This window comes from Dokdonia sp. (assembly GCF_039945015.1).
Classification (GTDB): domain Bacteria; phylum Bacteroidota; class Bacteroidia; order Flavobacteriales; family Flavobacteriaceae; genus Dokdonia.
The window spans coordinates 120351-138096 of the sequence record NZ_JBDUXP010000020.1; the positions used below are offsets into that span (position 1 = coordinate 120351).

The following is a 17746-nucleotide window of genomic DNA, read 5'->3' on the forward strand; positions in this document are numbered from 1 at the left end:
ACCATAAGTAGCATTATTATGGCTATCATACTATTGCTTATGTTTTGGGTGGGTATGGACTATCTAGATCCTCCACCAGAAGGAGGAATTGCTGTAAACTTTGGAACCTCTAGTGTAGGGTCGGGAAATGTACAACCTACAAAACCCGTAGCATCTGCTCCTAAAAACACAGCACCAGAACCTGTGCCTACACCACCTCAACCAGAAGTTACAGAAGAAGTGGTTACCCAAGATGCAGAAGATGCTCCTGTGATAGAAGAAAAACCAGAAGAAACTCCTAAGCCAGAAGTAGAAGAGCCAGTAGAAAAATCTGAAGAAAAACCAGTAGAAGAAGCAAAACCAGATCCTACTCCAGATAAAAGTACGACCAGTGCACTAGATGCCTTGATTAATGGCCCTAAAAAAGATGGAGCCGCACAAGGAGGAGAAGGAGATGATAATCAAGCTGGAGACAAAGGAGATCCTAATGGCGATCCTGATGCTTCTAGCTATTACGGAACAGGAAAAGGTCTAGATGGAGATGGGAACTACCAACTTGGAGGCCGTAAAGCTTTGGGAAAACCAAAACGAGTACAAGAATGTAATGAATCTGGTATTGTTGTGGTAAGTATTGAGGTAGATCGTACTGGAAAAGTAATAAAAGCAGTGCCAGGTGTACGTGGTACAACAAATAATACCAAATGTCTTCTAGACCCTGCAAAAGCAGCAGCACTTGCTACTAAGTTTAATGCAGACTCTAAAGCGCCTTCTAAGCAAATCGGGAAAATTGTATACCGCTTTAGCCTTTCTGATTAAAACCATATTGTAGAAAAATTGATATGTTTTATGTCTTTATTGACATCATAATGCGCGTAAGTGATTCTTTATTTTGCGACTCAATAGGCAGATAAAAAATTAACTTTAATCAAATTTAACAAAAATGGAAAATCAAATAGAAAACGCATTATTAGATCTTAAAGAATTATTAGGAAAAGGACAATTTATAGAAGCTATGGAAAAATACCTAGCTGATGATGTTGTACTTCAAGAAGCAAATAACGAACCTAAAGTAGGTAAAGATGTATGTCTTGCGGCTGAAAAAGAACTCCTTGCTACTGTAACTGATTTTGGAGGATATGAAATGAAAAACGTTGCTGTAAGTGGAGATACTTCATATTATGAAGCAGTAATGGAATTTACTACAAATGATGGTGTGTCACATAGATTTGAACAAGTGAACAGAACTCTTTGGAGAGACGGAAAGATTATTAATGAGCGCTATTTTCATGCGTAACTAAGTTTAGTTTATAAGTGAAAAAGGAGAGGTTTCTATATGAAACCTCTCCTTTTCTATTTTAAGTTACTTTTTAGTTTCATTGTTCTTTATGTATCTTTAATATCCTAAAGCTACATGTTATGAAAATTAGAATTTTACTTTCTATTGCTATTTGTTGTTTATCCGGTTTTTTAATACACCAATATTTTGATATACAAAACGTTGGTGCTTCAACGATAGATCAAAAAGAGCTCAAGCAAAAATCTCCATTTGACCTTATGTTTATGCAACGAGCATACCCTACAGGGGAGTTAAAGTCTGGAGCTTACAGAGAGGCAGCGCATTGGAAACACGATTTAGAGCAAGTAAGAGATGATTATGATCCTTGGTCGCTTGTAGGGCCTGTTAATATAGGTGGCCGTATTACAGATATAGAAGTAGTTGCTGGTACAGAAGATACCATTTATGTAGCTGCCGCTTCGGGAGGTATTTTTAGATCTGTAGATACAGGAGCAACTTGGGAACCTATTTTTGATGAGCAACCTATGCTCGCTATTGGAGATATGGATATCTCAAAAAGTAATACCAACATAATAGCTGTAGGAACAGGAGAAGTAAATGCAGGTGGTGGATCACTTGCCTATGATGGTGATGGGGTTTACGTTAGTTCAGATAGTGGGATTACTTGGGAATCAAAAGGACTAGAGGAAGTAGGAAGTATTGGAAAAGTACTCATAGATCCTATTGATCCTTCTATTATATATGTAGGTGCCATGGGGCCATTGTTCAGGAATGATATGAACAGAGGTGTGTATCGTACTACAGATGGAGGTAATACATGGGAGCAAGTATTATATATTAGTGAAAAAACAGGGATTGTAGATATGGCTATCCATCCTACAAATTCAGATATTTTATATGCCGTTGCTTGGGAGCGAGAACGTACCCCAGAAAATAGAATCTATGGAGGAGAAACGTCAGGTATTTATAAATCTATAAATGGTGGAGATACTTGGGTAGAATTAACAACGGGGCTTCCGAGTGAAGGAAATCAAAAAGGAAGAATAAGTATTGATATTGCGCAATCTAACCCAGATGTTTTGTACGCTTCCTATGCAGATGCGATAGGCTCGGTACAAGGATTTTATAAATCAACAAATGGTGGTGATTCATGGACAGCAATTAATAGTTCACAAATCACAAACGTTGGATTTCATTGGTGGTTTGGAGGTTTGTTTATTAATCCTACTGATGAAAATGAAGTCTATCACGTAGGATTTGATATGCAAAAAACAACAGATGGAGGAGCTACATGGCAAGATACTTTTCCAGGAGTTCATGTAGATCAACATGCATTAGCATTTCATCCAGATGATGCCTCCAATGTATTCCTAGGGAATGATGGTGGGCTCTACACCAGTACCAATAGCGGGGCTACTTCTGTTAAAGATCTTACATTGCCTATTACACAGTTTTATCGTTTTATTGTAGACAATTTGGGTAGGCCACATGGTGGTGCTCAAGATAATAGTACAATGAGATCTACAACAGGTAGTCTAGATGATTGGTCTATTATAAATGGTGGGGATGGTTTTCAGCCATTGGTTAATAAAGATAATACTGATATTATTTATGCATTATCTCAAAGAGGAGATTTAAGAAGATCTATAAATGATGCGGGATCATTTCAAAGTATTTTAAATGGGATAGATCCTTCAGACCGGAATAATTGGGATACACCCATTGCTTTTGATCCTCAGGATAATGACATTTTATACTATGGAACACAACGTGTATATAGAAGTATCAATGGAGGCGATTCTTGGACCGCGATAAGTGATGATCTTACTAATGGACCAAGTACAGGGAATCTAAATTTTGGTAGTCTGACTAGTATTGATGTATCACCTATAAATAGTGATATTATCTATGTTGGAGCTGATGATGGAAATATCTGGCGTACATTAAATGGAGGCACTACTTGGGAAAATATTTCTTCAAGTTTGCCTAACCGTTGGGTCACTAAGGTTAAAGCCTCTACGATAAATTCTCAGGAAGTATTTGCAACCTTTTCTGGATATCGTTTTGGTGAAGATGCTGGTCATATTTTTTATAGTACATCTAATGGTAGTGCTTGGACAGATATCACTGCAAATCTTCCAGATATTCCTGTAAATGATATAGAGTATGGTCCTTACGAAGGCTATTTTATAGCCACAGATGTTGGAGTTTTTGCAGCTTCTTCTCCTGGTGAAGATTGGTACGTTTTTGGAAATTTACCAGCTGTTGTTGTAAATGATTTATATATGGTAGGTGAGAAACAATTATATGCAGGGACATATGGGCGTTCTGCGTATACTAGATATGTAGGAGAATTAAGCGTAGAAGAGTTTTCATCTTCAGAGACGATACTGTCTGTATATCCTAATCCTTCAAGCGGAGTTACTACAATTGCTTTAGAGCGATCTGTACAAGATGCAGAAGTTATTATATATAACCAATTAGGGCAAGTAGTAATGACTCAAAAAATGGAAGGACTTACTGCTACAATAGATGTAAATAATATCTCAAAAGGTATTTACTTTGTTCAAGTAAAAGGAACAGAAGAAGTATTCTCTAAAAAGTTTATTAAAAACTAAAAATAAAGAATTATCACATATCAAGAAACTATAGATTGGCTATTTACACAACTCCCGATGTACCAACGTCAAGGAGCTGTAGCCTTCAAAAAAGATTTAAGTAATATCAAATTACTTGTAGATCATTTAGAGAATCCTCAGACAACCTATAAAACAATTCATGTTGCTGGCACAAATGGTAAAGGATCTACAAGTCATATGCTTGCGTCTATTTTACAAGAAGCAGGATATAAAGTAGGATTATATACATCACCACATCTTAAGGATTTTAGGGAGCGCATGCGTGTTAATGGGGTTGTTGCAAATAAACACTTTGTGATTAATTTTGTAAAAAAGCACAAAGCCTTTTTAGAAGCACACAAGCTTTCATTTTTTGAAATGACTGTAGGGATGGCATTTGATTATTTTGCAAAACAAGAGGTTGATATTGCCGTTATAGAGGTGGGCTTAGGAGGAAGACTAGACGCGACCAATATCATTACCCCAGAGGTTGCTGTGATTACAAATATAGGTATGGATCACACACAGTATTTAGGTACTACATATTCAGAAATAGCCTTTGAGAAAGGGGGGATTATTAAAGAAGGTATTCCTGTTGTTATAGGAGAACATCATCCTGAGACAGAGGAGGTGTTTCGTACGCTTTCGCGAAAGCGTAATGCACCCCTTCATAAAGCATATACATTTGATGCTATTCCTATGAAATCAGATTTGAAAGGAACCTATCAACAACATAATATAAGAACCGTACAAGTAACGATTGCTCAATTACAACAAAAGGGAATTGCCGTAGGAATACAGCATATTGCTAAAGGGTTATTGCAAGTTGTCAAGAATACGGGATTGCAAGGACGATGGCAAATAGTAGGAGAGAATCCTTTTATAATTTGTGATACGGCGCATAATAAAGAAGGATTGTCTTATGTATTACCTCAACTAGAAACCATTCCTTATCATAGATTGCATGTTGTATTAGGAGTGGTGTCTGATAAAGATCTAGATGATATTTTGCCTATGTTTCCAAGTCATGCAACGTATTACTTTTGTACACCAGATGTTCCAAGAGGAATGCCAGTGGATACTTTATATGAAAAAGCATCTCTTTTTGGGTTAAGAGGAGAGATGTATACTTCTGTAACTAAAGCATTAGATAAAGCAAAAGAGCATGCGAAGGCTAAGGATTTGATTTTTGTAGGAGGAAGTACTTTTGTTGTTGCAGAAATAATTTAAATTTTTAAGGTAAAATATTTTACACTCACAAACTTTAACTTATATTTGCACCCGCATTGAAAGAAAGGGCGCTTAGCTCAGTTGGTTCAGAGCACTTGGTTTACACCCAAGGGGTCAGGGGTTCGAATCCCTTAGCGCCCACAACTTTTTCTCATTGCAAACAAGAACCCAATCTTGTAAAAAAAATAAGGGCGCTTAGCTCAGTTGGTTCAGAGCACTTGGTTTACACCCAAGGGGTCAGGGGTTCGAATCCCTTAGCGCCCACACAATATAAAAGCCCGATTCATCATGAATCGGGCTTTTTATTTTTAAAACGAATACCTTTTTCTAAAAGGTGTTGAGCCAAGGTTAATAAGATCTTTTAAAATGTATAACGATATCCTAGTCCAGCTCCAAAAAAAGTATCTCTATCTTCATTAAAGTCGGCACCGAGATTAAGACTAAATACACCTATTTTTTCTATAGGTAATCTTGCTTGCAAATATGTATACACAAAAGTATCTTTAGGTGTAATTGGTGTACGAAACGTACCAGAATTTTCTAAATATGTTAACTTAAATGTATAATCCAATTTCCAGAAGCTACCTAGTATTCCTAGATGATGTGCAACACTCCTATTGTTAACTGGTAAATTTTCATTTTCTGTTGCATCTATTGTGATAAAAGGCAATCCAATTGTTCTTCCTTCATATGTCCATCCAGATACATACGTACCATTAAAGAAGTAATTATCACCACCACTTTGTTGTCCTCCAATTTGTGTAGCTACAGGGCTACCACTTTGAGATACAGTCTGTACGTATTCATACAATACTGTTTTTATAAGTTTTGATGATTTAGGAGCAATGGATACTCCCCAAACTCCATCTGGAAAATTATTAAGTTCTATTCCAGAACGATCTTCAAATAATGATTGGTAATAGACATCTATATCAACTAGTTTTGACCCTCTTCTTTTATAAGTTACAGAATAAGAACCTAGGTGGTTTCCTAAACTATTAATTTGATCACTAGAAGTAGCCTCTTCTCCGCCTCCGCTTCCAAAGAATATTTTTACAAGATCAGAAAATCCATCAGGTTGTTTTCCTCTTTCTGGAGATGTCCCTCCCCATTGTACAGCGTGCTGTAAACCTACGCTAAGATTATTTTTACTATTAATATCCCAGTTTATATAAAAATTCTTGTAGTGTACTCTAGTATCCTCTACAAAACGATCATCATTAAGGGCATAATGTGCTATAGCAGCATCAATAGAAAAGTTTTTAAAAACCTTAATTGGCTTTGCGTTTTTTATTAAAATACCAGGTAAGGCTCTTGAGTTAGATGAAAATAAGATATTCCTACGTACTGTAGATAGTTGGTAGGTATCATCTGTAAAATCTTTAGAACCTACTGTGACATCTATCCATTTGTTTTTAAAATTTGCATATAATTCTGCACGTTGTATATTAGGATCTATACCATCACGAGCAATACCAGATGCTCCAAGTGTTATGGTACTATTTTCTGATAATTTGTAGTTCGCTTTCGCGAAAGCGTATACCAAACCATTAGAATCTTCGCCTAAACGTCCATATGTATTTGTATAAGCCCAGAATGGTAGTTCTTCATTTGCGACAAAACCCAGAGCCTCTATACCACCGCTATAAGTTGCGTTTTTTTGTTCTTGAGAGAACACGTTAATACAGGCGCAAAAGGTAAAAACTATAAAAAGTAATTGTTTTTTCATATCTAAAATATCTCTCTAAATATACTATGTTTTAGAAAATCGACTCTTCCAAATCAAACTTATTTTATAAGCGTTTTATTTTCTTATTTAAAATGTATCAATGTATTGAGATACTCAATGAGATTTTTCCCTAAGACTGTATGCGTATGAGGAGCTAATGTATCTATAAATGTAGGGTGTTCTATTTGATACATTTTAAATTTTTTATGACCGTTTAAAAAACAGGCTTCTACATTTGCGATTCTATCAGCAAGTTTTACTTGAATGGCTTTTTGGTTTGTAATGATTTTTTGGTAGACTTCTTTTTTACGTTCACTTCTTGAAGTCCCTTTGCCATCGGTTACACAAAAAACAATAGTGGCTATTTCTTTACCAAAAGCGACTTCTACCTCATCCTTTGTTGTTTCTGTGTCTTCTATCACATCGTGTAACCAAGCAGCGGCAAGTATGGCTGTATCTTCAGGATTATTAGGGTGTACTCCAAATCTTAGTAAAACACTTACGACAGCTTGTAAGTGTACAATATATGGTAACGTACCATATCGCTGATTTCCATGTTGCTTTATTGAGAAGTCACGTGCTTGTATATGTTGATTTGTTTCTAATGGCAATATCATAATTTTTTATAGTATTCCTAATTTTAGGAGTAAAGATATTAAGTTCTAAATGCAAATAGGGTTGAAATAAGAAAATGATGTCTCTAAATCATTTTTCTTATTTCAACCCTATTCGTTTCTAAAGCTAGTTCAATATTTTTTAGTATACTTAACCTACATATTAGAGTTTAAAGACTAGCAGATTGGGTGATTCTGAAGAAGTGTATCACCATAAATGCACCAATTATTTATTATCCGGCGTTTTGAAGAGTACCGGAATCTGCTAGTCTCAAACTCTTCCCAAGTTATGTTATGTTTCCTACTCCGGTACCCGTTTGTGCTGTAGCACTTCCCGCAGTGGTAACCATGGTCATCACGGTACCAGTTTTTATATAATCATCTATAGCTGTTGCTAGTTTTCCAGCTATTCTATCGATAGCAGCTACACTATCTTCTTTTTCTTCTCTTTCATCAAAAGCAGCTACAATAGCCATTTTTAAATTTTCTTTTACTAAAGTCATATTGTTTATTTATTTATTATTCGAGTAGATTACTAAAACTATCTTTTAAGCCATCCAGTTGCATCACATTTATTGGTGTACCAGAAGGGCCTACAGGAGTAGTTACCGTTATTAGTTTAATTTCATCTACTAATTTTCCTAATTCGTCTAATAGACTTGAACCACTATTTTTAATTGTGAATTTGTCATCTTTAAGTTTAAGAAGATGATCTTCTTTCATAAATATAACCTCATCACTTTTTATAGAAGCACTATACCCATCACCACTATCTGTTGTAATTGTAAGGTCGTTTTCTTGTAAAGTGACTACAGTAACATCTTCATTTATAGCAATGGTTGTGGAGACTTCCGTAATATCTATTTTCTGTTTGCTTTCTTCATCTTCACTTGTAAAATGGAGCGTTGCTATAGAATCTGCTGTTGTATTTATATCAAAACTAACACGTTCTATAGGTTCGTCATTTTTAATAGAGTTTAGTGTCGTTTTTTGCTGTTGCCCTGTGGTAAGAGTTTCTGAAAGTGTTTTTCCGTTTGCATCATAAAATGTAGTGATAAGGTTTGGTTTATTTTCATTACTATCAGCTTGCAAACTATTAAAGGAGACACTAGCAATAGACTTAAATTCTGTAGGAGGTTGTCCCGGTATATTGTTTAGTACTTCTTTAAACACCATATGAAATTGGTCTGCATTGCTGTCAATCTCGAGGTATTGATTATTCTCACTCTTAAAACGTATAAAAGTACGCTCTACTTCAGAGCATTGAGAGATGAAGGCACGCGTTTCTAGATTGTCTATAATAGAGATAAGAACCCAACTGTCTATCTTAGGAATGTTAATAATTCCTTGTTCTTCTTCTTGTAAAGATGCTTTTAAGCGTACATTTTTTATTACAGCTCCATCTGCTCTCATGACATTTACTGTAAAAGCATCATCTGGACTATGTATTGCATTCTGTGGTGCATTAACAGCAATAACTTTGGCAGCACATGTTTGTACTGAAGTATCTTTTTCAGCGATGCTTTGTATTAAGTCTTTAATCTGTATCATACTATTTCTATTTTTCGTCCTAATGAAATTTTTTGCCTATAGCCATTAAGTCCGTATGTACGAACCACATCTTTTACTATAAAAGTTCCGTTTTTTTCTTTGTCTTCTGCATTGTCTAGAGTAACTCTATCTGTTGGCCTAATGAATGGCTCACCAAATGTGGTAAAGTATCCATCTAGCCCTGTAACTCTCTTTTGTAGCGCTCGGAATGCTGCATACTGTACTAACTCTGCTTCGATTTTTAGTTTTTCTTGATTAAAAAGTAATGGATCATTAGGAAGGTCATCATCGTGAGCGTGTAATACATATGTTTTTTCTAAAAGCCCATCTGGATCTCCTACTTCTATTTGAATGGGAGTATTAGAATTTTTAAAATATTTTTCAACTCTAACACGTGTGTTTTTAACCTCTTCTTGAATGACACTTAATTTATCATCTATAATATTATGCTTAAAGCGAAACCTAGCACTGCCTAAAAACTGATCACTCCCAAAAGCACTATCAATAGCATTTAATACAGGGGCTAAAAGTTGTAATCCTTTATTAAAAAGAGTTTTTACGAGTGTTCCTACTAAGGGGGTTTCTATAAAATTGCGATCTATAAAACCACCTATTTCATCAAGACCATATTTTTGAGGATTATTTGTAATTGTTAATACAGGACCAACGGCTTCTGTTTTAAAATACGCATGAATGTCATGCTTTTTTAATTCTTCCAGGACTTGGCAAACACTTTGCCCTCTTTTGACAAGTATTGCTCCCAAATCTTCATCAAGGGCATTGATTTTAAATGGAAATCCTAACGCTGTTAATCGTTCTGTAAAAAAATCTTTAGGATTGAACGTTTCTATATTAACTGTTGGATTTTCAGCAATGACATTTAAAGAATCATTTGGATCATTAAGAGAGTCATCTTTTACAGCCTTTACTTTTTTACATGCATACATAGCATCTTGACATGTAATAGTAACAGGAGCATCTCCTTCTACACTTGTGATATATCCTCTAAAAGCTGGCTTATAATCACCATCGTACCCTAAAAAAATCTCTACGAAGTTTTCTAATTTAAAAAAATCGTGGATAGATAAAATACGATCCCTGTTATTTATGGTATTAAATTGCGAAGGATTAAACTCTTCTTCTAGATTATGAAAAACCTTTTTAGGCATCTTAATAGTAGCCGTATCTGTTAAGGTCTCATAAGAAGATGTAATACTTACATCTTGAACATAATTAAACTCATAAGAAACGGGAGTTGGTATTAATCTGACCGTTTCATACACTATAATTCTTGCATTTAAACTAAACATTATCTCTTATAATTAATTCAACGGTTTCATCTGATGTGGCACTTGCCGAAAATTTTTGAATATTCTTTGTTCCTTCTATAGAGGGAATTGCATAGGAATCGATAACAATCTCATAGATTCCAAAACGATTTAAAATTGCATGAGTTACTCTAAGGGTATAAGGAGCGTTTAAGAATTGTTTTAATAAAAACAATTTATCTTTAGGATAGTTCGTATCTCCAGAATCACTGGCAATAAGGCCTTCTATAGAGATGCTAAAATCACCATTTGTTATATGTTCTTTCACCGTAAATTCTCGCCCTTCTATAGCTTCTTTTTGAATGTTTTTAGAACGATTTATAGAAACGGTTACTGCATCTATGCGTAACTCAGAAAGTGTAAATCCTGGTCGTGCTAATGGTTCAAAAATTAAAGGAGCAAAAACACGCTGATTAAACTCTCCTCCAGCATCTATGATAAAATCTTGACCTTCTGAATCATTAAAATTAACAGCATTTTCAAGTGATCCTTGTGTAAAAGAACTGTCTCTGCCATCTAGCTTGTCATCTATATTAATTGTAAATCCCATAGTTGTTTTTTTAATTTGAATATATTTTTGCAAAGGCATTCATGTATACAGCCTCTAGTTGTGTGTTTTGATGTTTCTGAAGCCAAAGAGCTTCTTCCAAAAGTTTGTAATACTCTGTGATTGGAAGTTGATATGGATCGACCTGAAATGCCTGACGTATCAATGCAGCAGATTTTTTAAATTCATCTTCATAGGGTGTAGGGTCTATAGAAAAACTACTCGCTATTTTCACATCGGCTACAATTGCATTTGCTACAGATAGTTTAAATTCATCTTCATACGTTTCTTCTGATAAAACGCAAGCCTCAAAAAGGTAGACTAATGCTGTATGTATATCTTCTGTATAGTGCTCTTTATATATCTGAAATATGTGTGCATTAGGTATTTTACAGAGTGCGTAATAATTATTATCCTCCGAACTATACTTTTTGATTTTGCCATGTATTGCTTTTAGCTTTTTGATGTTTTTTTGCTCTTCCATGGTTGTTATTACTTAGGTATATTAGTATCGTGATACTCTTTTTTTACAGCATTTACGACTGTATTTCCTTGCACTTCCTTGGTAGATGAAATATGTACAGTCCCAATTGAAAACTTATTCTCATTAGAGGATGCACCTGTTGTCTGTGTACTACTTATATCCGAAATTACTGGTGTTTCTCTCAGATTCTTTTTTAACATAAAGGTTTGGCCCATAATGAATTGTTTTTGAATTAATAATTAGGTGTTAGAGGTTCTCACTAGTGTATACATCATCATCATATACTGGCAAATAATTGTATACCAATTATTGCATTTTGAGGTTGTAAAACTACATAAGAGAGGTGTAAAAAAATAGAAAATTGATTCGTGTTTTCAATAGCTTCAGTAGATAGATGATTTGCTGAAACTACTGATTCACTGTGATTTAAAATTTAAAAAAAATCATTTTTGAGTGTATTTTTACAGAGCTAAAAAATCATATTTTATGAATTTAAATCAGATGAGATATAGATATACATAAGAAAGATTTGAAAAAAAATAATAGCATAAGGCATTGCTATTGTTATTAAAAAAGATACTGTTGTTTTGAAAGAGAGATTACTTTAAAGAACTTTGGAAAAGATTTAAAAAACAATGCTATAGCTTCTAGAGAAAATATTATCCCGGCCGAAGGAGGCGTTACTGGTATCGCTACCACTTCTATCAGTAATATCACTCCTTCGGTGCCCGCTGGCGCTTTAAAGATATTTGTCTAAGAAGAATCATTGTCACTCCTAATACAACAAAAACATACCACAAATTGTTTTTTAATGTGACTATTCTTTTTCTGTAGTAAGGATAGTAACGGCATCCTTTTAAAACTTTTATATATGGTTTTAAAAGATATAGTGAATAGCCTGACCTTTTATGTATGACGTTATAGAAGACATACATAAAAGGGGCTACCCAAAACACGTTATGTGTTATAGGTAATTTGCTGAAACTACTGTTATACAGGGGGCTATAATTTTTTTCTAAGAAGTGTTCGTTCTATTTTTACACTCTGAAAATAAGAGATTTTCTACAAGGAATACTACGGAAATACTCTATTTGCATCCCACATTTTATTATAAAGCAATCCTTTGTGATGCTAGTATATTTTCTAGCACGATGTTATGTTTTACCCATTTTTTAAAAGAATTATTAAATACAAATACTAATGAAACAAACAAGAAGTACTTTAAAAACGTATTTTGAGACTGGAGATAGACCTACCGAAGGAGAATTTTCTGACCTCATTGATAGTATGATCATTGACGAAGATTTTGCGACTATAGCTGCTACAGAATATACGTATACAGATTTAGAAACACTGATTACAAACAATGCTCTTGTCGTAGGACAAAAATATACAATCGCAAACTACCAAACACGCTATTATATAGAAGGGACTAATACAACAAATATTAACCGAGAGGCTGCTAGTCAAGGAGTTGTTTCTGGTTTTGCTTTTTTTGACCCACCACTTAATGAGGTGAGTAATGGAGTTCCTATTGAGGTTGTAAGTTTACCAGCAGATTATATGGGACCTATTCAAGTAGGAGATACGGCTACAGTCGTAAGCTTTTTTTCTGGTTTCTTTATGAAATTTTCTAATGGACTACACACTGTAGATGGATCTACATTTAGATATTCTATTAAGCGTTTTGATACCATAGATGAGGATGCAACCATTCTAGATGCAAACTTAAAAGTAATGATGCAACCTAATGGTGTTATTAATACTGATGTGCATAATGGAACTCCATATATGGAAATGACTGCCGAAGAAAATAGCGCTGTGCCTTTAGAAAAAATTTTAGTAACTGCCATCTCAGGAAATGCTTTTGCTATACAAGCAGCGAGTGTTACATATCCTGGTGAGTTGCTAGAATATGACTTTACAGATACCGAAATTAAAAATGAAGATGATGTTGTAATAGGTACACGTAATGGAAGTATTAAAAGACGCATCTCTGCAGATGGGAAGATAGATGTAGACAAAGATTGGCGTGTACAACGTTATAGACGTTATAAATTATCTAATGAAGATTGGGTAAATTATATTCTCCAAAATACAGTAGATAGTTCTGTATATAATGTAGGAGGAAATAACGCATTTACATTAGGAAATATAAACACAACAGAAGAGCATAGATATATATTACCAAGCGTTGAAAATGAAAATTTTTATCAAGATTTTAGTCAAGTAGGCACAATTCCAAACCTGTTTCTAGATGGAATTACAAACGGGGCTTCTATTGTGTATGGCGCTCGTATGGAAACAGCAAATGACAATATCTATAAGGTAGATGTAACTGCTCCTCTTATAAATAATGGAAGAGATCTTCCTATTTTTCCAATAGATACACAAGGTAATCCGATAGATAAGGTAGAAGTCTTTAAAGTAAATAATTTAGAGAATACTGTTTTTAGAAGAAATAGCGGACAGTATATAGAAGATCAAAAAATAATAGTAAACGTTACAGATGGAATCTCTTATTCCAGTTTTATGGCAGGAAGTGTTGTGTCTTCATCATCTCCATTTAATAGTGATGGATTGGTGCGAATTACGGCAATAGATAACGTCATAGAATTAAGCAATAAAGGACGTATTTCAGATCTACAGATACTAAGTACATCATTAATCGCTAATGCGGGTAACCTTGCATTTTTAAGACTAGGAGGTATGGCTGCAGATGCAACTGCTTTTGGAGTGACTTATATGGATGTACAATTTGATGATGCCTGTCGTATAAGAAATACGATGATCGGAGGAAAACGTGTAGATAGGCTTTCTTTAAGTAATGTACAGACTAATAAATGCTTGTTTGGATATAGCAGAGGGCAATACCTTAAAATATCAGACAGCATTATGTTTTTAACTGCTTTTAAACATGCCGGAGATTTTTACACAAATAACTTAAGTATAGATGCGTCAGGCCAGAATACTGTTAAAGGACTTTTTGGATTCTTGTATGAAGATATGCCTAGCCTGTCTGGAAAATATATTTTTAACAGTGAAGAAGGAGATCTTGTATATAGAAAAATTAATACAGACCCTGACAATACTCCTATTGCTATAGATCAGATACCAGGAATAGAAATTTTTGTAAAAGCTAAATAGAAAACATGACAACAGAAGAAATAACAAGATTAGAAGAGCTTAAAATAGCCATTCAAATTTGTCCAGATGGATGTGCTATACCTATACTAGGAATACCTGTACTGGAAGAATTTATAGCATTACTTATAAAAGAGAAAGAAGAATAATACTTCATGTATTAAGGCGGTATACGCTTTCGCGAAAGCATATAAAGAAACAATCCTTTTTATAATATTATTTAATCCTCAAAAAGTAGCCTAAAATAAAAATAACATCTGTTTTACATGCGTATTAATATGTAATAAATGTAAGCAGAGACATGTGGGACTATGATACAGTTTATCAGATAGATAATGTACTGAAACTACCGTTTAACGACTTCTAAATTCTTTTTTTTATAGCAGTGTTAAAGTATTTTTATAGTATAGAAAATGGTTGTGTTTTAAGGCCTATACGTGACTTGTTTCTCAATGATATTTAAAGACTGCTAGGCGGTGATTATTAAATAATTTTAAAACAATATATATGAACGATTTTATCTTAGAAGATGACCTAGAGATAAAGAATGGAGATTTTCTTATCGATGAAGCCAGCCAGCAAAACTTGACACACATTTTGTTAAGTCAAAAAGGAAGCTTTAAAGAATATCCCATTCTAGGTGTAGGACTTACTAGGTACCTAAAAAGCCCAGATGCTACAACGCGTTTACGCTTAGAAAATGAAATAGACAAGCAATTAATTTACGATAACTTTAATGTGAGAACATTAGATGTTAACGATCTAAAAAACATTAAAATAGATGGAAACTATTAGACCTCAAGAAAATCAAAATGTTCTTGATATTGCCTTACAAGAATATGGAAGTATAGAGACTGTATTTGATGTTTTGGATGATAATAATAGATTTAATATTACAGATGATATTTCTGTATATGAAGATTTACAAGTAGGAAGAGAAGCGTTTAAAAAAGATATTGTTGCATACTATATAGCAAACAATGTACATCCTGCAACAAACTCAACTAGAGAAGAAGAATTACTTCTGCCAGATGTATTTGGAGTTGATTTTATGATTATAGAAGATGATTTCTTTATCGCTTAGATACTTTTTATATGCTATTACAATCTCGTAATAGGTATATACATTAAAAAACATTAAAACCTTGATTATAGGCGCTTTAAACGTGTCTAGAGGGAGAACTACATTAAAAATTTAAATATGTCAAGAACAATTGCCGAAATCCAAAATGAAATTTTAGATGAAAAAAGAGAGCAATCTGCCTTAGCAGGTCTTACAAATCAATCTAAAACTGCAATATGGAAGCTATGGGTTTACATAGTTGCTTCAGCCATTTGGGTCCATGAACAAATCGTGGAAAGAAATGCGAGAATATCTCGCCCGCATACCTTAGACTGGTATCGTACACAAGCTTTAGGTTTTATAGATAAAACCTCTCTTATTTTTAAAGATGGATTCTTTGAATTTGATACAGAAGAATTAAGTGAAGTTGAAATTGAAAGTAAAAGGATTGTAAAACATTGCGCAGTTAGTGAAATAGATCTGGCTACAATATTAAATCCTGATGGAGAATTAACGATTCGAAATGATAGTGGAGATAGGGTCAATGTAGAAGTAAGTAATTCAGATGCTGACCAGTTATTATCAAATTATTTTCGTAATCAAGTAGGAGTCGTATTTATGAAAGTGGCCAAAGATGATGGAGAAAATATCACTAGCCTAAAACCTGATGAACAAGCTAGATTTAGAGAATATATCAATCGTATTAAAGATGCTGGAAATCAAGTACAAGTAAGTTCTTTTCCAGGAGATAAATTAGAATTGAATTTATTAGTGTACGTAGATCCTTTAATTATTTTTATTAACCCTAGCAGCTCTAATGATGAAGAAAATGGGGTGTTACTAGCCAATGGTACAAACCCTGTAGTAGACGCAATCAATAACTACCTGAGAAATATTGAGTTTAATGGAGCTATTGTCAAAACATTTCTGGTAGATGCCATTCAACAAGCTCCAGGAGTAAATATTCCGCTTTTACAAAATATGAAAGCTGGAAAAGCGATGAGTACTCCAGTGACAATTGATGGAGAATTTTACATTCCTGATTCTGGATACGTTGATCTAAATGAATTACAGATCAATGTAACGTATCTCCCATATACCTTTTTTAGAAATAATCAGAATATATTTTAAATCCAGAAACTATGAGAAATTATTTAATTATAAACTGGAGTAAAATAATACTCTGGTTGCTTCCACCTATTTTGAGGAGGCAAAGGCATTATGTCTGGTTAATTGCACTCTTAAAGCCTTTAAGGACTTTATACACACAAACGCTTTTTCAAATGCAGCACAATGGGCAAGTCATTTATTTAGAAAAAGTCCTTAACGAAACTTTTAATCCAAATGTTACTTATGATCCTAACCTTACGATTGAAGGTAAAAGAGATGCAAAATTTATATATATAGATGAAACATTGCAGCCGAATTTGCAATTTATATATAAACATGAAGAATATTACTTACATACCGAAGAAGAGCATCTTACGGTTCCTGTGTCAGAAGATATTATCGTAGATGGGATGCCAGTTATTGTAGATGGAGTGACACAACAAAGAATAATATTAGATGAACTAGGGTTTTTAGATCCTATAGAACTTTTTACTTGTGAGGAACTTAAAATTGATACAAATACAGGAGATGCTACAGATGATATAGTTACCGATAATTCAATTTCTAATGATGTGACTTCTGAAGATACAGTTTCTGATGAGATGACTCCGGATAATGAAAATACACCACCTTCTCCTTATCGTACTTTTCTCGCTGATAGTGCAGATTTTACAGATATAACGTATGCTAACTTTAGAATTATGATGCCTACAGAATTGAATGTAGATATTAATGAATTTAATAGTAATAATGATAATATGTTAACTGAATTAGAAGTAGCAATTGCTTTACGAGGAATTGCAGATAAAATCTTTTTTGTGCCTCACCCTAATGAAGATAGAGCCTTGGCAGGTGCAGTTGAGGTAAGAACACCAAGATTCCATCAGGTGGTTAACTTTTACAAATTAGCGGGAAAAACGTATGAAACATTTACATATGGTAGTCAGGAGATTGCAATGCAAACAGGAGCAGCAGAATTACAAAGAATCTGTAATCCTCAGACGCAAATTTCAAGTCGTGCATCCATTTGAGATATGACAATACTGTAATGT

The 17746-nt window shown here is 34.1% G+C and carries 18 protein-coding genes and 2 tRNA genes; 12 read left to right on the forward strand and 8 right to left on the reverse strand.

The genetic code is table 11. From position 1 onward, the window contains the following. Window positions 1-18 precede the first annotated feature (18 nt). The 6 genes from ABJD27_RS15745 to ABJD27_RS15770 all read left to right on the forward strand — a co-directional run bounded on the left by ABJD27_RS15745 (window position 19) and on the right by ABJD27_RS15770 (window position 5388). Complete coding sequence (locus ABJD27_RS15745; RefSeq protein WP_348165767.1) at window positions 19-795, forward strand: energy transducer TonB; 777 nt, start codon at window positions 19-21, stop codon at window positions 793-795. Window positions 796-919: 124 nt separating this feature from the next. After that, entirely contained in the window at window positions 920-1273 is a 354-nt protein-coding gene (locus ABJD27_RS15750) for a hypothetical protein (protein ID WP_348165770.1), read from the forward strand. A gap of 122 nt (window positions 1274-1395) precedes the next feature. After that, a complete protein-coding gene (locus ABJD27_RS15755) occupies window positions 1396-3894 on the forward strand; it encodes a T9SS type A sorting domain-containing protein (protein ID WP_348165773.1) in 2499 nt (832 codons plus the stop codon). Window positions 3895-3951: 57 nt separating this feature from the next. Then, window positions 3952-5124 carry a folylpolyglutamate synthase/dihydrofolate synthase family protein gene (locus ABJD27_RS15760; RefSeq protein ID WP_348165776.1) on the forward strand — a complete coding sequence of 391 codons (1173 nt, stop codon included), beginning with the start codon at window positions 3952-3954 and terminating at the stop codon, window positions 5122-5124. A gap of 66 nt (window positions 5125-5190) precedes the next feature. After that, window positions 5191-5265: transfer RNA gene (locus ABJD27_RS15765), tRNA-Val, on the forward strand. 48 nt (window positions 5266-5313) lie between these two features. Next, window positions 5314-5388 (forward strand) — tRNA-Val (locus tag ABJD27_RS15770). A gap of 97 nt (window positions 5389-5485) precedes the next feature. On the opposite strand, the gene ABJD27_RS15775 is transcribed toward ABJD27_RS15770, so the two are convergent. The 8 genes from ABJD27_RS15775 to ABJD27_RS15810 form a co-directional block, all read right to left on the reverse strand. Then, window positions 5486-6853, reverse strand: coding sequence for a capsule assembly Wzi family protein (locus ABJD27_RS15775; protein ID WP_348165779.1), 1368 nt, complete (start codon window positions 6851-6853; stop codon window positions 5486-5488). A gap of 83 nt (window positions 6854-6936) precedes the next feature. Beyond that, entirely contained in the window at window positions 6937-7470 is a 534-nt protein-coding gene (locus ABJD27_RS15780) for an HD domain-containing protein (RefSeq protein WP_348165782.1), read from the reverse strand. 284 nt (window positions 7471-7754) lie between these two features. Then, window positions 7755-7970 (reverse strand): hypothetical protein, encoded by a 216-nt coding sequence (locus ABJD27_RS15785; RefSeq protein WP_348165784.1) that lies wholly within the window; start codon window positions 7968-7970, stop codon window positions 7755-7757. Between the two features lie 16 nt (window positions 7971-7986). Further along, window positions 7987-9018: a hypothetical protein gene (locus ABJD27_RS15790; RefSeq protein ID WP_348165787.1), complete on the reverse strand. Its 1032-nt coding sequence runs from the start codon at window positions 9016-9018 to the stop codon at window positions 7987-7989. Further along, a complete protein-coding gene (locus tag ABJD27_RS15795; protein WP_348165790.1) occupies window positions 9015-10328 on the reverse strand; it encodes a hypothetical protein in 1314 nt (437 codons plus the stop codon). The genes ABJD27_RS15790 and ABJD27_RS15795 overlap by 4 nt, the downstream gene beginning before the upstream one ends. Then, window positions 10321-10896: a DUF6046 domain-containing protein gene (locus tag ABJD27_RS15800; protein WP_348165793.1), complete on the reverse strand. Its 576-nt coding sequence runs from the start codon at window positions 10894-10896 to the stop codon at window positions 10321-10323. Before ABJD27_RS15800 ends, ABJD27_RS15795 begins: the two co-directional genes overlap by 8 nt. A gap of 10 nt (window positions 10897-10906) precedes the next feature. Beyond that, window positions 10907-11377 (reverse strand): hypothetical protein, encoded by a 471-nt coding sequence (locus tag ABJD27_RS15805; protein ID WP_348165796.1) that lies wholly within the window; start codon window positions 11375-11377, stop codon window positions 10907-10909. An 8-nt stretch (window positions 11378-11385) separates the two neighbouring features. Then, window positions 11386-11592, reverse strand: a complete 207-nt coding sequence (locus tag ABJD27_RS15810; protein ID WP_348165799.1) for a hypothetical protein — start codon at window positions 11590-11592, stop codon at window positions 11386-11388. Window positions 11593-12577: 985 nt separating this feature from the next. Between ABJD27_RS15810 and ABJD27_RS15815 the strand changes: the two genes are divergently transcribed. The 6 genes from ABJD27_RS15815 to ABJD27_RS15840 all read left to right on the forward strand — a co-directional run bounded on the left by ABJD27_RS15815 (window position 12578) and on the right by ABJD27_RS15840 (window position 17725). After that, complete coding sequence (locus ABJD27_RS15815) at window positions 12578-14524, forward strand: hypothetical protein (protein ID WP_348165802.1); 1947 nt, start codon at window positions 12578-12580, stop codon at window positions 14522-14524. 5 nt (window positions 14525-14529) lie between these two features. After that, entirely contained in the window at window positions 14530-14670 is a 141-nt protein-coding gene (locus ABJD27_RS15820) for a hypothetical protein (RefSeq protein WP_348165805.1), read from the forward strand. 358 nt (window positions 14671-15028) lie between these two features. After that, on the forward strand, window positions 15029-15316 hold the full coding sequence (locus ABJD27_RS15825) for a hypothetical protein (protein WP_348165808.1): 288 nt from the start codon (window positions 15029-15031) through the stop codon (window positions 15314-15316). Further along, on the forward strand, window positions 15303-15605 hold the full coding sequence (locus ABJD27_RS15830) for a hypothetical protein (RefSeq protein WP_348165811.1): 303 nt from the start codon (window positions 15303-15305) through the stop codon (window positions 15603-15605). Before ABJD27_RS15825 ends, ABJD27_RS15830 begins: the two co-directional genes overlap by 14 nt. A gap of 117 nt (window positions 15606-15722) precedes the next feature. Next, the gene (locus ABJD27_RS15835; RefSeq protein ID WP_348165814.1) at window positions 15723-16715 is read left to right on the forward strand and encodes a hypothetical protein; all 993 of its coding nucleotides are present in this window, start codon (window positions 15723-15725) and stop codon (window positions 16713-16715) included. Window positions 16716-16726: 11 nt separating this feature from the next. Beyond that, entirely contained in the window at window positions 16727-17725 is a 999-nt protein-coding gene (locus ABJD27_RS15840) for a hypothetical protein (RefSeq protein ID WP_348165817.1), read from the forward strand. Window positions 17726-17746: the final 21 nt, after the last annotated feature.

Coding starts and splice junctions, on each gene's coding strand:
- ABJD27_RS15745 (WP_348165767.1), top strand. CDS start 19: ATGGCTATCATACTATTGCTTATGTTTTGGGTGGGTATGGACTATCTA.
- ABJD27_RS15750 (WP_348165770.1), top strand. CDS start 920: ATGGAAAATCAAATAGAAAACGCATTATTAGATCTTAAAGAATTATTA.
- ABJD27_RS15755 (WP_348165773.1), top strand. CDS start 1,396: ATGAAAATTAGAATTTTACTTTCTATTGCTATTTGTTGTTTATCCGGT.
- ABJD27_RS15760 (WP_348165776.1), top strand. CDS start 3,952: ATGTACCAACGTCAAGGAGCTGTAGCCTTCAAAAAAGATTTAAGTAAT.
- ABJD27_RS15775 (WP_348165779.1), bottom strand. CDS start 6,853: ATGAAAAAACAATTACTTTTTATAGTTTTTACCTTTTGCGCCTGTATT.
- ABJD27_RS15780 (WP_348165782.1), bottom strand. CDS start 7,470: ATGATATTGCCATTAGAAACAAATCAACATATACAAGCACGTGACTTC.
- ABJD27_RS15785 (WP_348165784.1), bottom strand. CDS start 7,970: ATGACTTTAGTAAAAGAAAATTTAAAAATGGCTATTGTAGCTGCTTTT.
- ABJD27_RS15790 (WP_348165787.1), bottom strand. CDS start 9,018: ATGATACAGATTAAAGACTTAATACAAAGCATCGCTGAAAAAGATACT.
- ABJD27_RS15795 (WP_348165790.1), bottom strand. CDS start 10,328: ATGTTTAGTTTAAATGCAAGAATTATAGTGTATGAAACGGTCAGATTA.
- ABJD27_RS15800 (WP_348165793.1), bottom strand. CDS start 10,896: ATGGGATTTACAATTAATATAGATGACAAGCTAGATGGCAGAGACAGT.
- ABJD27_RS15805 (WP_348165796.1), bottom strand. CDS start 11,377: ATGGAAGAGCAAAAAAACATCAAAAAGCTAAAAGCAATACATGGCAAA.
- ABJD27_RS15810 (WP_348165799.1), bottom strand. CDS start 11,592: ATGGGCCAAACCTTTATGTTAAAAAAGAATCTGAGAGAAACACCAGTA.
- ABJD27_RS15815 (WP_348165802.1), top strand. CDS start 12,578: ATGAAACAAACAAGAAGTACTTTAAAAACGTATTTTGAGACTGGAGAT.
- ABJD27_RS15820 (WP_348165805.1), top strand. CDS start 14,530: ATGACAACAGAAGAAATAACAAGATTAGAAGAGCTTAAAATAGCCATT.
- ABJD27_RS15825 (WP_348165808.1), top strand. CDS start 15,029: ATGAACGATTTTATCTTAGAAGATGACCTAGAGATAAAGAATGGAGAT.
- ABJD27_RS15830 (WP_348165811.1), top strand. CDS start 15,303: ATGGAAACTATTAGACCTCAAGAAAATCAAAATGTTCTTGATATTGCC.
- ABJD27_RS15835 (WP_348165814.1), top strand. CDS start 15,723: ATGTCAAGAACAATTGCCGAAATCCAAAATGAAATTTTAGATGAAAAA.
- ABJD27_RS15840 (WP_348165817.1), top strand. CDS start 16,727: ATGAGAAATTATTTAATTATAAACTGGAGTAAAATAATACTCTGGTTG.